We start from the raw sequence: 19,678 nt of genomic DNA, 5'->3' as shown, positions 1-19,678 counted from the left end.
CGTCCTTGGGTGGTTTGGTTATTTACGTTACTCGCGCGGCGGGCTGTGGGCCCGCCACTACATGTCGTTGCCCGCGCAACCACACCCACGCTCCAGCCCACACCTCTGGCACACTCGCGCTTCCACCAACACGGAAGTCGCCGCCATCGCCCGCCAGATCACCCGCACCCGCATCGCCGCCTTCGCGCTCATCACCCTGAGCAGCACCACACTGGCCGCCGACACCTTCATCGCCCGCGACCACGTCAGCGATGGCACCTTCACCACCGGCATCGAAGGCCCGGCGACCGGCCCGGATGGCGCGTTGTATGTGGTCAACCTCGGCAAGGACGGCACCATCGGCCGCGTCGATGAAACCGGCAAGGCAACGTTGTTCCTCACCCTGCCCGAAGGCAGCATCGGCAACGGCATCCGCTTCGGCAGCGATGGCACGATGTATATCGCCGACTACCCGCGTCACAACATCCTGCGCGTGGCACCAGGCTCAACCAGCGTCAGCGTGTTCGCGCATCTTGCAGACGCGCACCAGCCCAACGACATCGCCCTCGCCCCCGACGGCACGCTTTACGCCAGCGATCCCAACTGGTCCAGGGCCGATGACGGCCAGCTGTGGCGCATCGACCGCGATGGCAGTGTGCGCCTGCTCGAAACCGGCATGGGCACCACCAATGGCATCGAGGTCAGCCCCGATGGCCAGCGCCTGTACGTCAACGAAAGCGTGCAGCGCACTGTCTGGGTCTACGACCGTGCCGCCGACGGCAGCATCAGCAACAAGCGCCTGCTGATCCGCTTCGATGACCACGGCATGGATGGCATGCGCTGCGACGCCGACGGCAATCTCTATATCGCCCGTTACGACGCCGGGGTGATTGCGGTGGTGGCGCCGGACGGCAAGCTGCTGCGGGAAGTGCCGCTCAAGGGCCGCAAGCCCAGCAATCTTGCTTTCGGTGGCAGCGATGGCCGCCAGGTCTTCGTCACCCTGCAGGACCGGGGGGCGGTGGAAACCTTCCAGGCCGACCGGCCCGGCCGTGAATACGGCTTGAGAGCATCAGCCAACCCCTGAGGACGCCAGTCTCAGCTGCTGCAATCCATATCAGGCATGCTGTAGGCCATGGGAGGAACCGCAATGCACAGCATCGAACTGAAGGACCCGGCCGGCTTCGGCAATGAGTTTCTGCGACTGACCCTGATGCAGGGTTTCCAGTCGCTGACCAAGCGCGACCTTGAACTGCTGATTTTCGTATTGATCGAACGCGACGGCGCCATCAATCGCAGCGACTCCAATGCTGCCGTCGCCCTGCAGCTGCGGGTCACCCCCGCCAAGGTCAAAGGCCTGCGCCGCGATGGCTATGCACGCTGGCGGGCCCTGGTACCCGAAGAAGGCGACAGCGCCCTGCAGCGCATCGTCGCGGCGGTGCTGACCGAGGCCAACCTGCGCTCCGGGGCAAAGCACGTCAGCGAGCGCAGCCGCAAGGAAGGCTTCCTCGCCATCCGCATCGAGCATCCCGACGATGCCCAACGCTTCGAACAGGCCATCCTCGATGTCGGCGCGATCCCGGTTTACGAACGTAACCGCGAAGTGGTCGCAGTGCGCTTCGACACCCTGCTCAACATCGCCGAACGCTGGAACTACCTGCAGCCCGATCCGCAGGCCACGCTGGACGCCTTGAAGAAGCTGGCCCCAGCCTCGGAAGAAGTCGCCGACCTGCTGAAGAAGGATGTCACCCAGCTGCGCTGGGTCGATCTGCGGCGCGCGCTCAACAGCCTGGGCGCGAAGGCGATCAGTTCCACCGCCGAAGGTGGCTTGAAGGGCCTGCTGAAACTGGTCTTCCCGTTCATTCCGGGCTGAGCGGTTGGCCCGTTCAGCTGCAGCGCACTACCATCACCATTGCCGCCACCTGCGTGGCGGAACCTGCTTCCACCATCGATGAGTCGTGCCATGCCCGCGTTTCGTATTGCCCTGCCATTGGCGTTTGCCATCCTGCTGCCCATTGCCACCAACGCCCAGACCGTGCCGCGCCCTGAGCCTGCGGTCAGCATGCCGTTGAACGATGCGCCGGTGCATGTGCGCGAGCAATCGCTGTCCACTGGCAAGGTCACCCATTCCACGCAGATCCTGATGCCTACCGATCAGGCCCAGGTCACGGTGCGTTCGATCCAGCCGGACAGCGTGATCGGCAATTACCGCATCGACTTCGACGCGATGGATGTGGATGGCGATGGTTTCATCAGCCGCGAGGAAGCGCAGGCCAATCCGGCCCTGGCTGACGAATTCAATGCCTTGGATACAGCGCGGCGCGGCAAGCTGTCGCGCGAACAGTTGGCCGGCTGGCTGCGCTAAGGCATCACCTGTAGTGCCGAGCCATGCTCGGCATGCGCTTCACCTGTAGTGCCGAGCCGTGCTCGGCATGCGCTTCACCTGTAGTGCCGAGCCGTGCTCGGCATGAGCGTTACCGGAAAGGCCCCTGCCGAGCATGGCTCGGCACTACATTGGGATTGCTGGTAAAGCCTCTTGCCGAGCATGGCTCGGCACTACCTTGCCTACAGGCCGGAGGCGCGCTTCCAGAACACCGACATCAATGGCGGCATCTTGCCCGCCAGACCCAATAGCGCGCCACGCGCCAGAGTCAGGTGCATCTCGTCGTTGGAGAACACCTTGTTGATCGCATCGAAGCTGTAAGCGGCCACCGTGTTCTCGCTGCGCCGGGTACGCGCCCAGCGCTGCAGGCGATGTGGCGCACTCCAGTCCTGCCGACGCTGCCTGGCTTCGCGCACAAGATCACGCAGGCCGGCGACATCGCGCAGGCCCAGGTTCACGCCCTGCCCGGCCAGCGGATGCACCACATGCGCGGCATCACCCAGGGTCAGTACGCGCCCCGCCACATAGGCGGTGGCCAATTGCCGGCGCAGCGGGAACGCCGCGCGTGCCGAGACCAAACGCATCTCGCCCAAGCGCCCGGCAAAGGCATTGGTCAGCTCACGATTGAAGCTGTCCTCATCCAGGGCCAGCACCCGCTCGGCTTCGGCATCCGGCAAGGTCCAGACAATGGAGCTGCGGTTGCGGTCGAACGGCAGCACCGCCAACGGGCCGGTATCGAGGAAACGCTGCCAGGCGGTGTCTTCGTTCGGCAGCGCGCTGTCTACATAGGCGACCACGCCGCGTTGGCCGTAATCATGTCGGCTGACATCCAAGCCTGCCAAGGTGCGCAGGGTGGATTCGGCGCCATCGGCGGCAATCGCGATCGAAGCCTCGACCCGACGGCCGTCATCCAGGCGCAGGCGCACGCCCTGCGCATCCTGCTCCATCGCTTCCACCCGCGCCGGGCAATACAGCTGCACCCCGGCAGCCGGCAATGCGGCCCACAGCCGATCCACCAGCAGGCCGTTCTCGACAATCCAGCCCAGCTCGCGGCGGCCAAGCGTGTCGGCATCGAAGGTCAGATCGCCACCACCACCGGCATCCCACACCCGCATACGCCGATACGCGCGGGCACGGGCCTGATCCACTTGCTTCCACACGCCCAGCGATTCCAGCAAGGCAGCGTTATCGGCGGCAAACGCGAACACCCGCAGGTCCGGCTGCTGTGGCGACCACGGCGGCGGCTCGCGGCCTTCCACCATCGCCACCTGCAGGCCTTCCCCGGCCAGCGCCAGCGCACAGGCCGCGCCAACCACGCCACCGCCGACGATTACCGCATCCCACTGTCCGCGCCGGCTCATCGCGCTTCACTCCTGCACAGCTCGGGCACCTGCCCGCGGAAGCCCATCGCGCCGCCGACCAGGAAGGACTGCACAGCCGGCGCTTGCGCCGCAGCGACAAACCCCAGGCTGCGCAGCGGCCGTATCAGCGGCGTGGCATTGCTGGTCAAACGGGCAAGCCCATCGGAGAACGCCAACGTCTGCTCGCGGTCCGGGCCGCGTCGCGCCACATAGGCCTGCAGCAGATCCTCACTCCCCGGGTCCTGTGCGGCGGCGCCAATCAGCTCGGCCAGGGTCAGCGCATCGCGCAGACCGAGGTTGAAACCCTGCGCCCCCAGCGGGTGGATGGTCTGCGCGGCATTGCCCAGCAGCAGCGCGCGCTCGCCAACCAGCTTCTGCGCCACTACCTGGATCAGCGGGTAGGCGCTGCGCGGGCCGCTTTCCAGCAACCGCCCGGCGCGCCAGCCCACCGCGTCCTGCAGCCGCGCCAGCCACGCCGCGTCGTCCAGTGCCATCACCGCGTCAGCCTCTTCGCGAGCGACGCCGTGGACCACGCCGTAGTGGCGGTCGCCACGCGGTAGCAATGCGGTCGGGCCGGTATCGGTGAAGCGCTCATAGGCGCAGCCGTCCGGTGCCTTGGCCGCGCGCAGCCGCGCCACGAACAGGGTCTGCTGGTAATCGTGTTCGCTGACCTCGATCCCCAGCGCCTGCCGAACCGCGCTGCGGGTGCCATCGGCGCCAACCACCAGCCGGGCCTGCAGGCGCTGTTCGCCAGCGTCATCGGCAATGAGCACCTCGCGGCGGCCATCGGTGCACGCCCCCAGGCCGACAAACTTCGCCGGGCGGTAGCGGGTCAGCTGCTGCAACTCGCCAAGGCGCGCTTCCAGCGCGTCGCCAAAGTCGCGGGCCACCACCACCTGTCCGAACGCCTCACGCCCGTAATCGGCCGCCTGCATCAGCACCCGGCCAAAATCACCGGCACGGCTGACGTGGATGCGGCGGATCGGGCCGCCGGGGTTGGCCAGCTTCTGCATCACCCCCAGCGCGGTCAGCGCATTGATCGTGGCGGCGGCAAAACTGAGGTTGCGCTGGTCGAACACCGCCGGCAGCGCGCCGCCCGGGGTCGCCTCGATCAGCCCTACATCCAGCCCCAGCCGGTCCAATGCGATGGCCAGGCTGGCACCAACCAGCCCGCCACCGACGATCACTACGTCATGGTTCTTGCTCATGGGCCAATGATAACGGGGCTTCACCCGCCCGGTCGCCGCCCCGTGCCGCAGCGCAACCGCCGGTTCACCCCCACTGCGGCTAGAATGGCCGTCTGATTAACGGAAACCGCCACCATGACCGCCAACGCCCAACGCGCCATCATCCTGTCCCTGCTCGTGCTGCTGATGGCCGGCACCCGCCTCAACCACTTCGCGCCGGTCCCGGATGCCTCGTGGGCGGTGTTCTTCATTGGCGGCTTCTACCTGCGCACCTGGACCCGCTGGGCGTTCCCGCTGCTGATGGGCCTGGCGGTGGTGGTTGACTGGGTGGTGATCTCCAACCAGGGCATGAGCTTCTGGCAGCACTATTGCGTGTCGGCCGCTTACTGGATGCTGATCCCGGCCTACTTCGCGATGTGGACCGGCGGCATGCTGCTGCGTCGCTACTACCGCAGCGCCAACCTCAAGTCGCTGGCCATGCTGGCCGCCACCGTGATCGGTTCGGTCGCGCTGTGCCACCTGATCGCCCAGGGCAGCTTCTACTGGATCAGCGCCTCGGTCGCCGAGCCGACCTTCGCCGGTTGGGCCAAGAACTACAGCGACTGGCTGCTGCCGTACATGCAGAGCGCCGCCATGTACATCGGTGCTGCCGCGCTGGTGCAGGTTGTGGCTGAAGCCGTCAGCAAGCAGCCGGCCGCTGGCCGCGTTGCCCACTAAGGGCACGCCAGGCAATGGGTAACCGCCTTTCCAAGATCTACACCCGCACCGGCGACGATGGCAGCACCGGCTTGGGTGATGGCAGCCGCACCGGCAAGGATTCGCTGCGGGTCAACGCCTACGGCACCGTCGACGAGGCCAACTCGGCCATCGGCGTGCTGTTGGCAGTGGACCTGCCCGACGACGTGCGCACGTTGCTGACCACCATCCAGCACCAGTTGTTCGACCTCGGCGGCGAGCTGTGCATCCCCGGCCACGCCGCCATCCACGGCGCCGACATCGACGCGCTGGAGCAGCACCTGGACCGCTACAACGACGACCTGCCGCCGTTGAAGGATTTCATCCTGCCAGCCGGTGGTGAGGGCGCGGCACGTTGCCACCTGGCCCGCACCATCGTCCGCCGTGCCGAGCGTGAAACCGTGGCCTTGGCCCGCGTCGAAGACATCCGAGCCGAGGCGGTGCGCTACCTGAACCGCCTGTCCGACCTGTTGTTCGTGTTGTCCCGCGTACTTGCCCGGGCCGGTGGCCATGGCGAGGTACTGTGGAACCACGAACGCCGTCACGGCTGATCCTCTCCTCCCATACGACGCCGCGCAGCGCGCGGCGTCGACGGTTACAGTGCGGCCATGCTGGTATTCACCCACCCTGCCTGCCTTGAACACGACCCCGGCATCGACCACCCCGAGTCGCCGGAGCGTCTACACGCCGCCATCTCAGCCCTGCGCGCCGAGTTCCCGGACCAGTTGGAATGGCGCAACGCACCGCCTGCCAAGCTTGGCGAACTGGCCCGGGTGCATACCCGCGAGCTGATCGATTCGGTGCTGCAGGTGCAGACCGCGCCGCTGAGGCGCATCGACCTGGACACCTTCAGCTCGCCCGGCTCGGCCAGCGCGGCCCTGCATGCGGCCGGTGCCGGCGTCGCCGCAGTCGACGCGGTGATGCTGGAAGAAGGCAACAAGCACGTGTTCTGTGCGGTACGACCGCCAGGTCACCACGCCACCGCCGATACCGCGATGGGCTTCTGCCTGTTCAACAACATCGCCGTGGCAGCAGCCTACGCCCGCGACAAGTACGGCCTGGAGCGCATCGCCATCGTCGATTTCGACGTACACCACGGCAATGGCACCCAGGCCATCTTCGAGACCGACCCCAAGATCGCCTACTACAGCACTCACCAGTCGGGCCTGTTCCCGTATTCGGGCAACATGCGCGAGCGCGGGGTCGGCAATATCTGCAACATCCTGCTGCCGCCGGGCAGCGGCGGCTTCCGCTTCCGCAACACCTGGGCCGACGAGATGCTGCCGCAGATCGAGGCGTTCCGACCGCAGTTGCTGTTCATTTCGGCCGGTTTCGATGCCCACATGCGCGATCCGCAGGCTGACCTGATGGTCGAAACCGAGGATTTCGGCTGGCTGACCAGCGAGCTGGTCAGGCTCGCCGACCGCCATGGCAGTGGCCGTGTGGTATCGATGCTGGAAGGCGGCTACGACCTGCAGGCCCTGCGCGAATGCAGTGTCGCCCACGTCCAGGAACTGCTCGCAAGCCGTTGATGGATGAACCCCACCCGGCCCGTCCGGCAGGCTTTCATTGCCCCCTCGCGGGCGATGCGGCAAGCTAGCGGCCGTTTTCCCCCCGAATGCGAACCGCGTGCGCAAAGCTCTCCGCCTGCTCCCCCTGCCCCTGGGCATTGCCATCTGCCTGCCCGCCTGGGCCGACGATAAGCCGGTGAACTGGGGCCTGTGCCCGGCTACCGACACGCTCCCCGCCTTTGACGAGGCACCGCCGGCAGATCCCGCTGCAGCGGCCAATCGTGAGCAGCTGCCCACCGACATCGAGGGCAACGAGCTCACTGGCACCAGCGCCGTACCGCAATACCAGGGCAATGTGCTGCTCAAGCGTGGCGACCAGTTCATGGGCGCCGACAGCCTGCGTCTGGATACCGAAAGCGGCAATTACATCGCCGAGGGCAATGTCCGTTATTCGGATTCGTCGATCCGCATGGTCGCCGAGCGCGCAGAGGGCAATCAGGAAACGGACTCGCACAAGATCAGCGACATCCGTTACCAACTGGTTTCCCGTCGCGGCAACGGCTCGGCCGACTCCGTCGACCTGCAGGGTTCAACCGGGCAGATGCACCATTCCAGCTACACCACCTGCGATCCCTCGCAGCCCGTGTGGAAGCTGGTGGCGCCGCAGATCGACGTCGACAATGAAGAAGGCTTCGGCACCGCCCGCAATGCCGTGCTACGCGTGGGCAAGCTGCCCGTGCTGTACATGCCTTATTTCAAGTTTCCGATCGACGACCGCCGCATGACCGGCCTGCTTTATCCAAAGCTGAGCCTGTCGGGACGCAATGGCTTTGATTACGCGCAGCCGATCTACTTCAATCTGGCGCCGAACTACGATGACACCCTGACCCCGCGCTACATGAGCAAGCGCGGGCTCATGCTCGACAATGAATTCCGCTACCTGTATTCCGGTGGCCGCGGCCAGCTGGAAACGACATATCTGCCAAACGACTCACTGCGCGACCGTGATCGCGGCAGTCTGTCGTTCAATGGCTACCACAATATCGACAAGAACTGGCAGGCCCGCGCCAACCTGGCCTGGGTCAGCGACGAGCGCTACGTCGAGGATTTTTCCAACCGACTGAACGGCATCACAGCCTCCAACATGCAGAGCACGGCTGGCCTGTACGGCACCGGCCGCACCTGGACCGCTGGCATCATGGCCGACGAATGGCAGCTGACCGATTACACCCTCACCGAGGAATCGCTGCCTTACAGCCGTCAGCCGCGGCTGTTCGCCACCTGGGAGGAGAGCTTCGGCCGCTGGTTCGAAGCTGGCGTGTATGCCGAGGCGGTGCGCTTCACCCACGATGACATCCACCTCAAGACGCGGGATGCAGATGGCGAATATGTCCGCACCGGCGACGTCACCCGGGTGTTTGGCGGCTCGCGCCTGGACATCAAGCCTTATGTCTCGATGCCGCTCGGCGGCGCCGCCTGGTACATCACCCCGACCCTGGCCTGGCGCTACACCGCCTATGACCTGGAGCGCGGCCTGGCCGACGATATCCGTCTCAAGCAACTGAATGCCGCCGGCATCACCAACCCGACCCCGGAGCAGCTGCGCGGCAACACCTCGCCCAGCCGCAGCATGCCCATCGCCAGCATCGACATGGGCCTGTTCTTCGATCGTGAAACCACGCTCGGCGGAAAGTCCTACCTGCATACGCTGGAACCCCGGTTGTTCTACCTGAACACCCCGTACCGCGATCAGTCGGACCTGCCGCTGCTCGACACACGCGCCTTCACCTTCAGCTGGGGCCAGCTGTTCCGCGACTCGCGCTTCACCGGCGCCGACCGCCAGAACGATGCCAACCAGCTGACCACGGCGTTGACCACCCGTCTTATCCGTCAGGCTGACGGGCGCGAAAAGCTCTCCGCCAGCATTGGCCAGATCACCTATTTCGAAGACTCGCGGGTCACCGTGAATCCCGGCGACCCGGTGGTGAGCGAAAGCAAGTCCGCCTGGGTGGCCGACGTCAACTGGGCCATGACTGACCGTTGGACCCTCGGCACCACCTACCAGTGGAATCCCAAGTTCCGCAAGGAAGACCTGGCCAGCGTGCGTGCACGCTACCTGCTGCCCGACGACGGCGTGATCAACCTGACCTACCGCTACCGCGGCAACCCGAGCACGGGCAAGGAGCAGCTCAAGCAGGCTGACTTCTCCTTCCTGTACCCGATCAACCCGCGCTGGAGCGTCGTCGGCCGCTATTACTACTCCATGGTCGACAGCAAGCCGCTGGAGATCATCGGCGGCGTACAGTGGGACAGCTGCTGCCTGGCGGTGCGGGCGCTGGCCCGCCGCTATGTCAAGAACCGCGAAGGTGACCTCAACAATTCGTTCCAGATCGAGTTCGTGCTCAAGGGCCTGAGCTCGGTTGGACAGAACACGGACCGCACCTTGCGCCGTGCTATTCTCGGCTACAACCGAGACGACCTCTACCTCGTTCCGCCCAGCAACATCGAAGCGAACGACGACGACTACGATCCCAACCAGATTCCATGACCAAGACCCTTCCTGCAGTCCTCGCCACCTTGCTGGCGTTCTCCGGCGTTGCCGCCCCGGCTGTTGCGCAGCAGACGCAACCGCTGGATCGCATTGCCGCCATCGTCGATGAGGACGTCATCCTGCAGAGCGAACTGCAGCGTGCGGTCGCCAACATCAAGGGCCAGTACGCTGGCCGTGAGGCTCAGCTGCCACCCGAATCCGTACTGGAACGGCAGGTTCTGGAGCGTCTGGTGCTGGTCAAACTGCAGGTAGCCCGCGCCGATGGCAGCGGCATCCGCGTCAGCGATGAAGAACTCAACCACGCCATCGGCAGCATTGCCCAGCAGAACGGCACCACGGTCGATGGCCTGCGCCAGCGCCTGAGCCAGGACGGCATTGGTTTCTCCGACTTCCGTAACTCGGTGCGCGAGGAAATCACCACCCAGCGCCTGCGCCAGAGCTTCGCGCAGAGTCGCATCAGCGTCAGCGAAGGTGAAGTGGATGCCGCACTGGCGCAGGAAAACGCCGGCGGTGCCCAGTTCCACCTGGCGCACATCCTGATTGCCCTGCCCGAAGGCGCGACTGCCGAGCAGATCGCCACCGGCCAGAGCAAGGTTGACGGCGTCAAGGGCCTGCTCGACAAGGGTGAACTGGACTTCTCCGCGGCTGCCGTCCGTTACTCGGACAGCCCCAACGCATTGGAAGGCGGTGACCTGGGCTGGCGCAGTGCCGACGAAATCCCCAGCGCGTTCGCCAACCAGATCAAGAACATGAAGGCCGGCGACGTGCTCGGCCCGATCCGCGGCCCGAGCGGCTTCCAGTTGCTCAAGCTGGTGGAAACCCGTGATGCCGGCAGCGCCGGTGGCGGCCAGAAGGTCACCGAATACCATGCCCGCCACATCCTGGTGCGCGTCACCGACCAGGTCGACGATGCAGCTGCCAAGGCCAAGATCGAGACCCTGCGTGCACGCATTGCTGGCGGCGCCGACTTCCAGGCCGTGGCCAAGGAGTCCTCCGACGACACCAACAGCCGCGGCCAGGGCGGTGACCTGGGCTGGTTCCCGGCCGATGCCTTCGGCCCGGACTTCGGCAAGCAGGTGGAAAGCCTGAGCGACAACGGCGTCGGCAGCCCGTTCCGCACCGACGCCGGCTGGCACATCGTGCAGCGCGTGGCCACCCGCCAGACCGACGTGAGCGACAACAACAAGCGCGCCCAGATCCGTGAACAGATCGGCCGCCGCAAGCTGGACGACGAGTACAACCGTTTCCTGCAGGAACTGCGTGGCGAAGCCTACGTCAGCTTCCGCAGCGGTGACCGCGCCGAGGGCAATGCCGACACGGCAACCACCCCGGCAGAACCGGCCAAGCCCTGATCCATGGCTGCCCAGCTCGCTCTGGTTCCGGGCGAGCCCTCCGGGATCGGCCCGGAACTCTGCATTCGCCTTGCCCAACAGCCGCGCAGTGACTGCCGGCTGTTGGCGTTTGCGGACCCCGATACATTGCGGGCCGCCGCCAGCGCGCTGAACCTGCCGCTGCAATTACTCCCCGAACACGCCGAAGCAAGCCGTCCCGGCGACCTGCGCCTGCGCGAAGTCCGCAATGCCATCCCTTCGCAGTTCGGCCATGCAGATCCGCGCAATGCGCACGCGGTGATCGATGCCCTGCTCGGTGCCGGCCAGGCCTGCCTGGACGGCAGCCTCGACGGCGTGGTCACCGGACCGGTGCACAAGGCGGTGATCAACCAGGGCGGCATCGCCTATAGCGGCACCACCGAGCTGCTGGCCAACCAGGCCGGCGTCGAAGTGGTGATGATGCTGGCCAATGCCATCGTGCGCGTGGCCCTGGCAACCACCCACCTGCCGCTGCGCGACGTCGCCGACGCCATCAGCGCAGACGGCCTGCGCAAGGTCATCGGCACCACCGATGCAGCCCTGCGCCGCGATTTCGGCCTGGCGCAGCCGCGCATTGCCGTGCTCGGGCTCAACCCCCATGCCGGCGAAGATGGCCATCTCGGCCGTGAAGAGCTGGACCTGATCATTCCGCTGCTCGAGCAGATGCGTGGCGAAGGGCTAAACCTGATCGGCCCATTGCCCGCCGACACCGCCTTCCTGCCAACCAAACTGGCCGGTTTCGACGCGGTGCTGGCGATGTACCACGACCAGGGCCTGCCGGTGCTCAAATACAGCGGCTTCGAGCAGGCCACCAATATCACCCTGGGCCTGCCCTACCCGCGCGTCGCGGTGGACCACGGCACCGCCCTGGACCTCGCCGGCAAGGGCGTGGCCGACCCCTCCAGCCTGTTCGCGGCAACGGCGTTATGCGCGCAGCTGGCTGCACAACGTAAAATCAATACATGAATTCAGACCATTCCCCGCGCACGGGCTTCACCGCCCCGGCCAAGAAGCAGCTCGGCCAGCACTTTCTGGCGGACAAATATTACGTCGAGAAGATCGTCATGGCGGTCGACCCGAAGGGCGACGACCGTCTGGTCGAGATCGGCCCGGGCCAGGGCGCCATCACCTTCCCGTTGCTGCGCCGCCATCCCAGGCTGACCGTCATCGAGTTCGATCGCGACCTGATCGCGCCGCTGACCGAAGCTGCCGCGCCGCTGGGCGAGCTGACCATCGTCCACAGCGACGTGCTGCGGGTGGATTTCACCGAGTTGGCCGCCGGCTCCAGCATCCGCCTGGTCGGCAACCTGCCATACAACATCTCCTCGCCGATCCTGTTCCACGCGCTGGACCATGCCGCGGCGATCTCGGACATGACCTTCATGCTGCAGAAGGAGGTGGTCGACCGCATGGCCGCCGGCCCCGGCAGCAAGGTTTACGGCCGGTTGAGCGTGATGCTGCAGGCGTTCTGCGAGGTGCGCGCCTTGTTCGTGGTGCCGCCGGGCGCATTCCGGCCACCGCCGAAGGTGGATTCGGCCGTGGTCCGGCTGATCCCACGCGACCCCGCCAGCGTCGGCATCAACGACCGCAAGCGCTTCGCCGACGTGGTCCGCGCCGCCTTCGGCCAGCGCCGCAAAACCCTGCGCAACGCCCTCAATGGCGTCATCGACCAGGCCCAGTTCGAAGCCGCCGGCGTACGCAGTGATGCCCGCGCCGAACAGCTGGAAGTTGCCGATTTCATCAGGCTTGCCAACCTGCCGCACGAATAAGCGCTGCAAACACGCAAACCGATCACCTGCTTTTGCTTACACTCCTCCCATGGAAGACAACCGCCACTACGCGATCGAGATCGAGGTCTCGCCTCGTTTCATCGACGACCAGTCGGCCCCTGAAGACGGCCGCTTTGCGTTCGCCTACACGATCCGCATCCACAACCGCGGCACCATGCCGGCGCGGCTGATCAGCCGCCACTGGCGCATCACCGACGGCGAAGGCCGGGTCGAGACCGTCGATGGCGATGGCGTGGTCGGCGAGCAGCCAAGGCTGCGCCCCGGTGAAGAGTTCCGCTATACCTCCGGGGTAATGCTCGGCACCGAGCACGGCACCATGCAAGGCCACTACGACATGATCGCCGACGACGGCACCGAGTTCGCCGCACCGATCGCGCCGTTCGTGCTCACCATCCCAAGGACGCTGCACTGATGGCGACCTGGGCAATTGGCGACCTGCAGGGCTGCTACGACGTCACCCAGCGTTTGCTGGAGAAGATCAACTTCGATCCGGCTGCAGACAAACTGTGGTTCGCTGGTGACCTGGTCAACCGTGGCGGCCAGTCGCTGGAAACACTGCGGCTTGTGCATTCACTGCGCGAACACAGCGTCACCGTGCTCGGCAACCACGACCTGTCCCTGCTGGCCATTGGCGCCCGCAGCGAAGAGGAGCAGCGCAAGGTCAACCCCGACCTGCAGCGTATCGTGCTGGCCGAGGACCGTGACGTATTGCTGGACTGGCTGCGCATGCAGAAACTGGCCCACGTCGACCGTGAGCTGGGCTGGATGATGTTCCATGCCGGCCTGGCACCGAAGTGGACCGTGGCACTGGCCGAAAAGCATGCCCGCGAAGTCGAGCTGCAACTGCACGGCAACGGCTACCGCAAGCTGTTCCGCAATATGTATGGCGACAAGCCAGCATGGTCGCCGGGCCTGAGCGGCTACGACCGCTCGCGCGCGATCATCAACATCTTCACTCGCATGCGTTACTGCACCCCAAGCGGGCGCATCGGCATGGAAGACAAGGGCACCCCGGGCACCCAGCCGCAAGGCATGTACCCGTGGTTTGAAGTGCCTGGCAGGGTCGAGCGCGAGCTGAAGATGGTCTGCGGCCATTGGTCAGCCCTGGGCCTGACCATCACCCAGGGCGTGCATGCGATCGATACCGGCGCAGTCTGGGGGGGCAAGCTCACCGCACTGCAGTTGGACAGCGAAGACCTGCGCGTGGTGCAGGTACCGGGCCGCGACGTGCCCGCACCGGTGCCAGGCCAGCACCCGCCGCGCAAGCCGCGTGTGGAAGCCAAGGTGGACGCCAAGTCCGAGTCCAAGCCCGAACCCCGCGGCGAAGCTCAGCGCACCGAGCGCAGCGGCGAACAACGCCGGCGCCCGCGCCGTCATCGTCCGCGTGGGCGCAATGGCAATGGCAACAACAACGGCAGCAACAGCACGCCCACACCGGACAACAACGGACCGGCTGCATGAGGGCTTGGCCATCGGCACTGGTGCTGATGGTCATTGCATTGCTTGCGGGCTGCCGTCCGCAGCCCAACGGCAGCGAGGCAAGCCTACCGTCGCAGGCGGCCAATGAAGCCGCGCCGCAAGTCATTTCACCTGCGCTGGTTGCGGCCGCACGGGCACAGATCGGGGTCACCACCCGCTACGACCCCGCCTATTTCCCACTGACCTACCCAGGTGGCGATCCGCCAGCGGATCGTGGCGTCTGCACCGATGTGGTGATCCGCGCCCTGCGCACGCAGGGCATCGATCTGCAGCAACGCATCAACGAGGACATGCGCGGGAACTTCGGCGCCTATCCGCAGCTATGGGGATTGTCGCGACCGGATCGAAACATTGACCACCGCCGCGTGCCCAACCAGATGCGCTGGTTCCAGCGTGAGGGCTGGGAACTACCGATCAGCACACGCGCCGACGACTACGCCGCCGGCGACATCGTGGCATGGAAGCTCAATGGCAACGGGTTGCTGCATGTGGGCATCGTCTCGGATCGGCGATTGGACGACGGCACCCCGCTGGTGCTGCACAACATCGCCCAAGGGACGCAGGAGCAGGATCTGTTGTTCCTGCACACGATCATCGGGCATTACCGGATGCCGGGGTGATCGGGTCTCCTGCGAGGTCTTGAAAGCCTGATGCAAGGGGCAAAGAGCTACCCCTCCCCAACCCTCCCCTTGGCTATGCCAAAGGGAGGGGGCGGATCTCGCCGGCTGCACCATTTCGCGCAGCCAAGGCTGTTACCCCCTCCCTTTGGCATAGCCAAGGGGAGGGTTGGGGAGGGGTAGCTTCGTAGCTTCTAGCTTTTGAGTTTCAAAACAACTCAACGCCGCACGTAATGCACGAACCGGAACGCAAACGCATGCCGCTCATCCGCTGCATGCGCCTGGCTATCCACCTCGCGCCACTGTGCCGGGTCGACGTCCGGAAAATGCGTATCGGCGTTCACCTCGGCATCGACCAAGGTCAGCTGCAGGTCGGTGGCCTGATCCTGCAACAGCCGATAGATCTCACCGCCACCAATCACGCACAACTCGTCAGCGCCCTCGCCTGCCGCAATCGCCCGCGCCTCATCCAATGAAGCCACCGCACGCATGCCCGCAAACGGCACCTGCCCGCTACGCGTCAGCACCAGGTTGGTACGCCCAGGCAGCGCGCGGCCCAGCGACTCGGCGGTCTTGCGTCCCATCAGGATGGGCTTGCCCAGGGTCAGCGCCCTGAAGTGCTTGAAGTCATCCGGCAGATGCCACGGCATCGCATTGTCATGGCCGATGCCATGGTTGCGATCCAACGCGGCGATCATCGACAGCTTCATCACACCGCCACCGGTGCCTTGATTGCCGGATGCGGGTCGTAGCCGTCGATGCGGATGTCGTCGAACTGGAAGCCGAACAGGTCGGTCACCTCCGGGTTCAACCACAGCGTGGGCAGCGCGCGTGGTTCGCGCGACAGCTGCTCGCGGGCCTGCTCGTAGTGGTTGGAATAGATGTGCGCGTCGCCCAGCGTGTGCACGAAATCGCCAACGCCCAGTCCGGTCGCCTGCGCCACCATATGCGTCAGCAAGGCATAGCTGGCGATGTTGAACGGCACGCCGAGGAAGATGTCGCCGCTGCGCTGGTACAGCTGGCAGCTGAGCTTGCCGTCCACTACATAGAACTGGAACAGGTTGTGGCAGGGCATCAGCGCCATCTGCGACAGCTCGCCGACGTTCCAGGCGCTGACCACCAAACGGCGCGAATCCGGATTGCGCTTGATCTCGTCCACCAGCCATTGCATCTGGTCGATCTCGCGGCCATCAGCGGTGGCCCAGCTGCGCCACTGCTTGCCGTAGACCGGACCGAGGTCGCCGTTGGCATCGGCCCACTCGTCCCAGATATTGACCTTGTTGTCCTTCAGGTAGCCGATATTGGTATCGCCTTTCAGGAACCACAGCAGCTCATGGATGATCGAGCGCAGGTGCAGCTTCTTGGTGGTGACCAGCGGGAAGCCCTGGCTGAGGTCGAAACGCATCTGCCAGCCGAACACGCTGCGCGTGCCGGTGCCGGTGCGGTCGGACTTCTCGGTGCCGTGCTCCATCACATGCTGCAGCAGATCCAGATAGTGCTTCATGCCTTCTTCTCTTCCAGTGGAAGCACCGGCTGCAACACCGGCGCGCGGCGCGACATTGCCAGCAACACCAAGCCCAGCACGATCAACGGCAGGCTCAGGATCTGGCCACGGGTCAACCACTCAAACGCGATATACACGCCGTTGTCGGGCATGCGCACGAACTCGATCAGGAAGCGGAAGCACCCATACAGCAGCGCGAACAGGCCGGACACGGCGTAACGCGGGCGCGGCTTCATCGAGTAGAACCACAGCACCAGGAACATCACCAGCCCTTCCAGCAATGCTTCATACAACTGCGAAGGATGGCGCGCGTACTGGCTGAGCAGGCCGGCAGCATAGTCCTGCTGGATCTGCGCAGCCGACAGCAGCTGTTCCATCGCCGGCAATCCGGCCGGAACATCCTTCAGCGGCGAATGCGGGAAGATCACGCCCCAGCCGGCATTGGTGAACTTGCCGTACAACTCGCCACCAATGAAATTGCCCAGTCGACCAAAACCCAGGCCCAGTGGCACCAGCGGCGCGACGAAGTCGATGGTGTCGAAGAAATGCAGCTTGTGCTTGCGCGTCCACCACCAGCCGGCGATCAACACGCCGATCAGGCCACCGTGGAAGCTCATGCCACCTTCCCAGACCCGCAGCAGGATCAGCGGGTTGGCGAGGAAATCGGCAGTTGCGTAGAACAACATGTAGCCGATGCGTCCGCCCAGCACCACGCCCAGCATCGCGTAGAACAGCAGGTCGGAGAAGCCATTCATGTCCACGCCCGGCAAGCGCCCGGCGAGGATGCGGGAACGGCCCAGCCACCAGGCGGCGGCGAAGCCGAGCAGGTACATGACGCCGTACCAGTGCACGTCGATCGGACCCAGCGAGAAAGCGATGGGGTCTATGTCATGGAGAAAGAGCATGCGGGCACTGTCAGGCGAACCAGCCCCTATTCTCGGGGTAGCGGCCCTTGCCACTCAACCCATGCTTCAGCCGAACACCTGCGGGCGGTCAGGTAACTCATTGCGGGTGCGCCCTGCCGGGTCGGGCGGGAAATGCGCCGACAGCAGCTGCGAGACCTCAGCCACCGCCGCCAGCACGGCCTCCTCGCGCGTATTCCCGCTCAGCTGCTCGCGCAGGTGATCGCAGATCAGCTGCCATTGCGCCGCATCCACCCGTGCCTGCAGGCCACGGTCGGCAACGATCTCGATGGCATGATCGGCCAGCAGCAGATAGATCAGCACGCCGTTGTTGGCCTCGGTGTCCCAGGTACGCAGCAGCGCGAAGGCGTGCTCGGCACGGGCGCGGGGGCTGGTGTTCTTCCACAGCAGGGCAAGCGGCAGGTCGGACTCGACCGCGAACATCACCTGGCCGCTGTGCAGGCGCTCGCCGTCGGCAATGGCGTGGGCGATCCGGTCCAGGCTGGTTTCCGGGAATGCGGCATGCGCGGAGGGAGCAAAGAAATGTCGTAACCAGCGCATCACCAGCTCCCCGAGGCGCCACCGCCTCCCGAACGTCCACCACCGCCGGCCCAACCGCCGCCTCCGCCGAAGCCCCCACCGCCTCCGCCAAAACCACCGCCACCGAAGCCACCTCCGCCGCCCCAGCCACCACCGCTGGCAAAGCCACCGCTGGAACCCTTGCCCAGCGACAACAGGAAGGCCACCAGCGCGGCAATACCGCCGCCAAGCACCGACAGCAGCAGCCAACCGGCCGCACCGGCAATCAGGCCCGAGACCACGCCACGGATCGGCCGCGGCAGCTTGGCCAGCAGCATGCGCATGAAGGTGGAGGCAAACACACCGATCATGATCGCGAAGAAAAAGATCGAATCACCGCCGCCACCGCCGCCATCGCGATTGCTGCTGACCGGAGCCGGCAGCTCCTCGCCGTCGATGATCTTGACCAGCACGCCGCTGGCGGCGGTGATGCCACCGGCGTAGTCGTTCTGGCGGAAGTGCGGCACCAGGTATTCCTGGATCACCCGGTTGGCGATGGCATCGGGGATGGCACCTTCCAGACCGTAACCCGGCTCGATCCGCACCCTGCGGTCATCCTTGGCCACCAGCAGCAGCACGCCATCATCCACGCCCTTGCGACCGATCGCCCACTGGTCGAACACGCGGGTGCTGTACTGGGCGATGTCCTCGGGCTGGGTAGTCGGCACGATCAGCACCTGCAGCTGCGCGCCCTTGCGCTGCTGCAGGGCAATGGCCTGCTGCTCCAACGCCTGCTTCTGCGCCGCATCCAGGGTGCCGGTGGTATCGACCACCGGCGAATCCAGCGGCGGGATCGGCGTCAGCTGCTGGGCCAGCGCCGGGCCTGCCCAGCCGAGGCCAAGCAGGCACAGCAGCAAGCCCAAGCGCTGCAGCAACGCGCTCATCGCGCGCGGCTCACTGCGCCGGCGCGGGCTGCGGCGCCGTCTGCTGCGGCGCTGCCGGCTGGTTGCCGAAGCTCACGGTCGGCGGCTGTGCGATCTGCGCCTCGTTGTCGACGGTGAAGTTGGGTTTGGCCGCATAGCCGAACATCTTGGCGGTGATCACCTGCGGGAACGAGCGGATGTAGGTGTTGTAGTCCTGCACCAGCTGGATGTAGCGGCCGCGGGCCACGGTGATGCGGTTCTCGGTGCCTTCCAACTGCGCCTGCAGGTCGCGGAAGTTCTGGTCCGACTTCAGCGTCGGGTAGTTCTCGCTGACCACCAGCAGCCGCGACAGCGCGCTGCCCAGCTCGCCCTGGGCCTGCTGGAACTGCTTGAGCGAATCGGCATCGTCTGCATTGACCTGGATCTGCCCCACCTTTGAACGGGCATTGGTGACCTCGGTCAGCACCTGCCGCTCCTGCTGGGCATAGCCCTGCACGGTATTGACCAGGTTGGGGATCAGGTCGGCGCGGCGCTTGTACTGGTTGACCACCTCGGACCAGCCGGCCTTGACCGCCTCATCCTTCTGCTGGATGGCGTTGTAGCCACAGCCGGAAACGGAAATCACCGCGATGACAAGCAACATCAGGCGAAGGTACTGGCGCATGGGTCGGGCCCTGGATGGCTGGAGTGCCGAGCATGCCACGTTGCCTGTTCAAGGTCTGCAAAGACCGGGGGGCCGCCAAAGCCTCCGGGGCAAGCGGTTGTAGGAGCGGGGGGCGCCCCGCCCCGCGCCAGCCAAGGGGTTGTGGACCCCCCCCCCGGCCCCCCCGAGGCCGCCCGGGGGGCGGGCCCGCCCCGCGCCAAAAAACA

At 65.6% G+C, this 19,678-nt stretch carries 21 protein-coding genes; 13 read left to right on the top strand and 8 right to left on the bottom strand.

The genetic code is table 11. The annotated features are described in order from the left end of the window. Positions 1 to 61 precede the first annotated feature (61 nt). The 3 genes from AC1VWL_RS17120 (at position 62) to AC1VWL_RS17110 (ending at position 2,341) form a co-directional block, all read left to right on the top strand. Entirely contained in the window at positions 62 to 1,063 is a 1,002-nt protein-coding gene (locus AC1VWL_RS17120) for an SMP-30/gluconolactonase/LRE family protein (RefSeq protein WP_482987476.1), read from the top strand. A 63-nt stretch (positions 1,064 to 1,126) separates the two neighbouring features. Continuing rightward, the gene (locus AC1VWL_RS17115; protein ID WP_282273369.1) at positions 1,127 to 1,849 is read left to right on the top strand and encodes a hypothetical protein; all 723 of its coding nucleotides are present in this window, start codon (positions 1,127 to 1,129) and stop codon (positions 1,847 to 1,849) included. 90 nt (positions 1,850 to 1,939) lie between these two features. Then, a complete protein-coding gene (locus AC1VWL_RS17110) occupies positions 1,940 to 2,341 on the top strand; it encodes an EF-hand domain-containing protein (RefSeq protein ID WP_482987475.1) in 402 nt (133 codons plus the stop codon). Between the two features lie 200 nt (positions 2,342 to 2,541). On the opposite strand, the gene AC1VWL_RS17105 is transcribed toward AC1VWL_RS17110, so the two are convergent. Then, positions 2,542 to 3,720, bottom strand: coding sequence for a UbiH/UbiF family hydroxylase (locus AC1VWL_RS17105; protein WP_482987474.1), 1,179 nt, complete (start codon positions 3,718 to 3,720; stop codon positions 2,542 to 2,544). Then, a complete protein-coding gene (gene ubiH, locus AC1VWL_RS17100; protein WP_482987473.1) occupies positions 3,717 to 4,928 on the bottom strand; it encodes a 2-octaprenyl-6-methoxyphenyl hydroxylase in 1,212 nt (403 codons plus the stop codon). Before ubiH ends, AC1VWL_RS17105 begins: the two co-directional genes overlap by 4 nt. Positions 4,929 to 5,042: 114 nt before the next feature. Between ubiH and AC1VWL_RS17095 the strand changes: the two genes are divergently transcribed. The 10 genes from AC1VWL_RS17095 to AC1VWL_RS17050 all read left to right on the top strand — a co-directional run bounded on the left by AC1VWL_RS17095 (position 5,043) and on the right by AC1VWL_RS17050 (position 14,963). Further along, complete coding sequence (locus AC1VWL_RS17095) at positions 5,043 to 5,624, top strand: hypothetical protein (protein WP_481534181.1); 582 nt, start codon at positions 5,043 to 5,045, stop codon at positions 5,622 to 5,624. Positions 5,625 to 5,638: 14 nt separating this feature from the next. Next, complete coding sequence (locus AC1VWL_RS17090) at positions 5,639 to 6,193, top strand: cob(I)yrinic acid a,c-diamide adenosyltransferase (RefSeq protein ID WP_482987472.1); 555 nt, start codon at positions 5,639 to 5,641, stop codon at positions 6,191 to 6,193. A 57-nt stretch (positions 6,194 to 6,250) separates the two neighbouring features. Beyond that, on the top strand, positions 6,251 to 7,174 hold the full coding sequence (locus tag AC1VWL_RS17085) for a histone deacetylase family protein (RefSeq protein ID WP_482987471.1): 924 nt from the start codon (positions 6,251 to 6,253) through the stop codon (positions 7,172 to 7,174). Positions 7,175 to 7,271: 97 nt separating this feature from the next. Next, positions 7,272 to 9,701, top strand: a complete 2,430-nt coding sequence (lptD, locus tag AC1VWL_RS17080; RefSeq protein WP_482987470.1) for an LPS-assembly protein LptD — start codon at positions 7,272 to 7,274, stop codon at positions 9,699 to 9,701. Then, positions 9,698 to 11,056 carry a peptidylprolyl isomerase gene (locus AC1VWL_RS17075; protein ID WP_482987469.1) on the top strand — a complete coding sequence of 453 codons (1,359 nt, stop codon included), beginning with the start codon at positions 9,698 to 9,700 and terminating at the stop codon, positions 11,054 to 11,056. The genes lptD and AC1VWL_RS17075 overlap by 4 nt, the downstream gene beginning before the upstream one ends. 3 nt (positions 11,057 to 11,059) lie before the next feature. Next, positions 11,060 to 12,040, top strand: coding sequence for a 4-hydroxythreonine-4-phosphate dehydrogenase PdxA (gene pdxA / locus AC1VWL_RS17070; protein WP_482987468.1), 981 nt, complete (start codon positions 11,060 to 11,062; stop codon positions 12,038 to 12,040). Beyond that, on the top strand, positions 12,037 to 12,843 hold the full coding sequence (rsmA, locus tag AC1VWL_RS17065) for a 16S rRNA (adenine(1518)-N(6)/adenine(1519)-N(6))-dimethyltransferase RsmA (protein ID WP_481534176.1): 807 nt from the start codon (positions 12,037 to 12,039) through the stop codon (positions 12,841 to 12,843). The genes pdxA and rsmA overlap by 4 nt, the downstream gene beginning before the upstream one ends. 49 nt (positions 12,844 to 12,892) lie before the next feature. After that, complete coding sequence (gene apaG, locus AC1VWL_RS17060; RefSeq protein WP_482987467.1) at positions 12,893 to 13,276, top strand: Co2+/Mg2+ efflux protein ApaG; 384 nt, start codon at positions 12,893 to 12,895, stop codon at positions 13,274 to 13,276. Then, entirely contained in the window at positions 13,276 to 14,325 is a 1,050-nt protein-coding gene (locus AC1VWL_RS17055; protein WP_482987466.1) for a symmetrical bis(5'-nucleosyl)-tetraphosphatase, read from the top strand. The genes apaG and AC1VWL_RS17055 overlap by 1 nt, the downstream gene beginning before the upstream one ends. Beyond that, on the top strand, positions 14,322 to 14,963 hold the full coding sequence (locus AC1VWL_RS17050; protein WP_482987465.1) for a DUF1287 domain-containing protein: 642 nt from the start codon (positions 14,322 to 14,324) through the stop codon (positions 14,961 to 14,963). The genes AC1VWL_RS17055 and AC1VWL_RS17050 overlap by 4 nt, the downstream gene beginning before the upstream one ends. 215 nt (positions 14,964 to 15,178) lie before the next feature. Here AC1VWL_RS17050 and AC1VWL_RS17045 read toward each other — a convergent pair whose 3' ends face one another. The 6 genes from AC1VWL_RS17045 to AC1VWL_RS17020 form a co-directional block, all read right to left on the bottom strand. Beyond that, positions 15,179 to 15,670: a dihydrofolate reductase gene (locus tag AC1VWL_RS17045; protein WP_482987464.1), complete on the bottom strand. Its 492-nt coding sequence runs from the start codon at positions 15,668 to 15,670 to the stop codon at positions 15,179 to 15,181. Then, positions 15,670 to 16,464 carry a thymidylate synthase gene (locus AC1VWL_RS17040; RefSeq protein WP_482987463.1) on the bottom strand — a complete coding sequence of 265 codons (795 nt, stop codon included), beginning with the start codon at positions 16,462 to 16,464 and terminating at the stop codon, positions 15,670 to 15,672. The genes AC1VWL_RS17045 and AC1VWL_RS17040 overlap by 1 nt, the downstream gene beginning before the upstream one ends. Then, positions 16,461 to 17,369 (bottom strand): prolipoprotein diacylglyceryl transferase, encoded by a 909-nt coding sequence (gene lgt, locus AC1VWL_RS17035; protein WP_482987462.1) that lies wholly within the window; start codon positions 17,367 to 17,369, stop codon positions 16,461 to 16,463. The genes AC1VWL_RS17040 and lgt overlap by 4 nt, the downstream gene beginning before the upstream one ends. Before the next feature lie 66 nt (positions 17,370 to 17,435). Next, positions 17,436 to 17,927 carry a TPM domain-containing protein gene (locus AC1VWL_RS17030; protein ID WP_482987461.1) on the bottom strand — a complete coding sequence of 164 codons (492 nt, stop codon included), beginning with the start codon at positions 17,925 to 17,927 and terminating at the stop codon, positions 17,436 to 17,438. After that, positions 17,927 to 18,829 (bottom strand): TPM domain-containing protein, encoded by a 903-nt coding sequence (locus tag AC1VWL_RS17025; RefSeq protein ID WP_482987460.1) that lies wholly within the window; start codon positions 18,827 to 18,829, stop codon positions 17,927 to 17,929. The genes AC1VWL_RS17030 and AC1VWL_RS17025 overlap by 1 nt, the downstream gene beginning before the upstream one ends. Before the next feature lie 10 nt (positions 18,830 to 18,839). Beyond that, the gene (locus tag AC1VWL_RS17020; protein WP_482987459.1) at positions 18,840 to 19,472 is read right to left on the bottom strand and encodes a LemA family protein; all 633 of its coding nucleotides are present in this window, start codon (positions 19,470 to 19,472) and stop codon (positions 18,840 to 18,842) included. Positions 19,473 to 19,678: the final 206 nt, after the last annotated feature.

The organism is Stenotrophomonas sp. STEN063 (assembly GCF_056854515.1).
Note: the sequence above shows the minus strand (reverse complement) of the source record. Positions and strands in the feature narration are given on the sequence as shown.